General features: G+C 57.3%; 1 protein-coding gene and 1 pseudogene. Both read left to right on the top strand.

What is annotated here, in order from left to right; all coding sequences use genetic code 11:
• Positions 1-429: 429 nt before the first annotated feature.
• A complete protein-coding gene (locus AWB81_RS41290) occupies positions 430-2,532 on the top strand; it encodes a GmrSD restriction endonuclease domain-containing protein (protein WP_062644233.1) in 2,103 nt (700 codons plus the stop codon).
• Between the two features lie 487 nt (positions 2,533-3,019).
• Positions 3,020-3,241 (top strand): annotated as a pseudogene (locus tag AWB81_RS47900) (integrase); the annotation flags it as partial.
• Between the last annotated feature and the right edge of the window lie 207 nt (positions 3,242-3,448).

The following is a 3,448-nucleotide window of genomic DNA, read 5'->3' as shown; positions in this document are numbered from 1 at the left end:
TAGGGCACCGCCGAACGAAAGAGGCGGCAACAGACAAACCGAACCTACTGCTACCGCGCCACATCTCGACTCTACCGAGTTGCGCCGGTTGCTGTCGGACTGTGGTCGGCCCAGAGCGTGTCAAAACGCATTTTTGGAGCGCTAAAATTCTTAATCCTATATCTGGGCCAGGAACGGCCGCCTGCATGCATCGTAGGCCGGTCAGTCAGGCGGCGGCTTCGCACCATTGACCGGCCATTCGATTGTGGCTCCCGCGAAAGTTGAAACTGTGGCCAGCCGATGCGCTTCAAGTTTTACGCAGAGATGTCGTAAACCAATGAGTCGCCGTAGGTTCACAGCGTATCGACGCAACGACGTCATCCGATCGGTCGAGCACGCTCCCCGACTCGGACGATTGCGGACCAGAAAAACTCAAGCAACGCACGGACAATGGAAAAGCCGATCTCGCTGGAACGCCTGTTCACTCAGAAAATATTCCGCATCCCCGATTTTCAACGAGGCTATGCGTGGCGGCACGAGCAGTTGAGGGCGTTCTGGGAAGATCTGGTCAACCTCAATGCGACCCGGTCGCACTACACGGGTGTTGTGACGCTGACTGAAGTCCCCGGCTCTTTGGTCCGTGAGGATTCGAAAGAGCACTGGCTCGTTGACGACCATTCCTATTGCCTATATCACGTAGTCGACGGTCAGCAGCGCCTGACGACCTTCGTGATCTTTATCCAAGCCTTCGTGAATTTTTTCCGCGCGCTTCCCCAACACCAGGGAATGCCGGCGAAGGAAATCTACGTCACCGATAGCATGACGCTTGCAGACGTCGAGGAACGCTACCTCTTTAGAACGAACCCGAGAGGCGGATTCCGGACGTATCTGTTCGGTTACACCGAGGACAATCCGAGTGAGGAATTTCTCCGCTTTCGCATCTTGGGCGAACCTGACGGGAAGCAAGTGCAGGAAACGTTCTATACGTTGAATCTCGACAACGCGAGCAGGTACTTTTCCGGGCAGATCGCCGAATTCCATCGACTCAATGGCCACCACGGTTTGGCCGATCTGTTCAAGAGGCTGACCAAGCGCCTCCTCGTCAACGAGTACGCGATCGACGACGAGTTCGACGTATTCGTGGCTTTCGAGACGATGAACAATCGCGGAAAAAAGCTTTCCGACCTCGAACTGCTGAAGAATCGACTCATTTATCTCACGACGTTGTACGGGAACGAGCAGGTTGATGCGGCAGGCAAAAAGGCGCTTCGCGACGACATCAACGACGCGTGGAAAGAGGTGTATTACCAGCTCGGCCGCAACAAAACCCGTCCGCTGAACGACGACGACTTCCTTCGCGCCCACTGGATCAGCTACTTCAAGTATTCACGCGATACCGGCCGCGACTACGCTCACTTCCTGCTGGACGAATATTTCACGTCTCAGAACGTGCACGACTTGGTCGAGAGAACCGTGACACTCGAAACTGTCGAAGAACAACGCTCAGAAACCGACGTGGACGACGCGGATGAAGCGATGACAGAGGCTCCGGAGAAGCCAGCTACGTCGCACGGAAGCAAGCTTGCGCCCAAACACATCAGGGACTTCGTCGGTAGCCTACGCCAGTCCGCTCAACATTGGTTCAACTCGTTCTATCCGCATCTCGCGGTCGGCATGTCGGAGGCCGAGCGGACCGCAGTGGACCGCCTGAATCGAATCGGGATGGGGTATTTCCGTCCGCTGGTCATGGTGGTGCTGAAGTCTGTGGAAGAGGAAGCGCAAAGGCTCTCGATCTTCGAGAGGATCGAGCGCTTCATTTTCATCGCGTTCCGGATCGGCGCTGCGCGCTCGAACTACAGGAGCAGTGTGTTCTATAAAGTCGCGCGCGACCTGAACCGGCGCGAGACGGCGCTCTCCGAAATCGCGCAACGCCTGGATAACTCGCTGAAGTATGCCTTCGACCAGGATGGCAAGCTCCGCATCGATGAGTTTCACAGCATCCTCTTCAAGAAGTTCGAGGAAGGTACAGGCTATTATGGCTGGTCGGGTTTGCGGCACTTCCTTTACGAATACGAGCAGCACCTCCGCTCCGGCAGCCGGCAACAGAAGGTGGACTGGGAGGACTTGCTGAAGTCAGGAAGCGACCGTATTTCGATCGAGCATATCTATCCACAGACGCCAGGGGTGGACTGGGAAGCCGCGTTCGTGGACCTTTCTCAAAAGGACAAGACGCGCTATGCCGGATCGCTCGGCAACCTGCTCTTGCTTTCCATGTCGATCAATGCTTCGCTTCAGAATGACGCGTTCTGCGACAAGAAGCAGCCTAGGTACGGCGCGTCGGGCGCCAAGATCCGCAACGGCTATTCCGATGGTTCACATTCGGAAATCAAGGTGGCGGAGAACGATGATTGGGGACCGGAGCAGATCCGCGAGCGCGGTCAATGTCTGCTGATGTTCATGGAGAAAAGGTGGGGATTTGCCCTCAGGGATGACGATCGCGAAAAGCTGCTGTTCCTCACTAGCGTAAGGCAGGAAGAGACGGCCTCCGCGTAGCCTCTTGGCGACATCGAAGTCCCCTGAGTCGGCGTTACGCTAGATCGCAAATCAACCGGTGCTTTTAAACACGGATAAGCGGACTTGATTGCGGGTTGCGTGGATTGAAATGTTGAACAGGGTCGATTTCGCCCTTTGTGCGCGAAGGCTACGTGCCGTTCGACATGGCCGCCGTATGAACGGCCTGTCTGCCGGGTCGTACGGCCGTCTCACGGTCGACCGCCGAACTTCGGCAAAGGCCGCCCCCTCTTTCTGCTCGAGTCAATGAGCGGCCGTTATACCTCGAATGCCGACATAGATGTCGCACCAGGCCGACGGACCGCTGTGGGTCGTCTGCCGCCGCCCGCCTGGCTCAACACACGGGCTGACCAAGATAAGAACGCGGACCGCTGAATGGCTGAATGCAATGGCCCGGGTCCGCGGAACGGGGCTAGCGCGATAAATAACCTTATCTTTCCAGCGCTGTTTTTGACCCAAACTGGCGAGCATGAAAACGCGTGAGACCCAACCCATCGCCTTCCCGGACGACGCCGAACTGGCCGCGCTGCGCGACTGGTACGCCGGGCTCGGCGCTCGAGCCGCCGTGGCGCGCTATTTGGACGACCGCAAGGCACCGAGAGCATCCGCGCGTGGCGCGCTAGGCCGCATCCGGCGCGCCCTGATCTCATACGCGGCAAGCCGCCACCGGGCCGATCATGCACGCCAATTTTCACGCGACAGTGGGCGTCAAGTACGGCTTAGCGGACGTGGTTTCGACTCAGGACAGGTACCGGAAATCTCTGGAAAGGATGGCCGCCTAGATTCCTTGACTGAATTGATCTTGTAGCAGTCGAGTCAAGTTTCTACGCGGCGATTTTGACCTGATCGCACCAGGTGTTAACGGCCTTCTCAGCGGTGCGGAAGCTGCGCTGCAAAG

The organism is Caballeronia arationis, assembly GCF_001544975.2.
Classification (GTDB): Bacteria; Pseudomonadota; Gammaproteobacteria; order Burkholderiales; family Burkholderiaceae; genus Caballeronia; species Caballeronia arationis.
The sequence above is the reverse complement of the archived record's forward strand: the minus strand, read 5'-3'. Positions and strand labels throughout refer to the sequence as shown.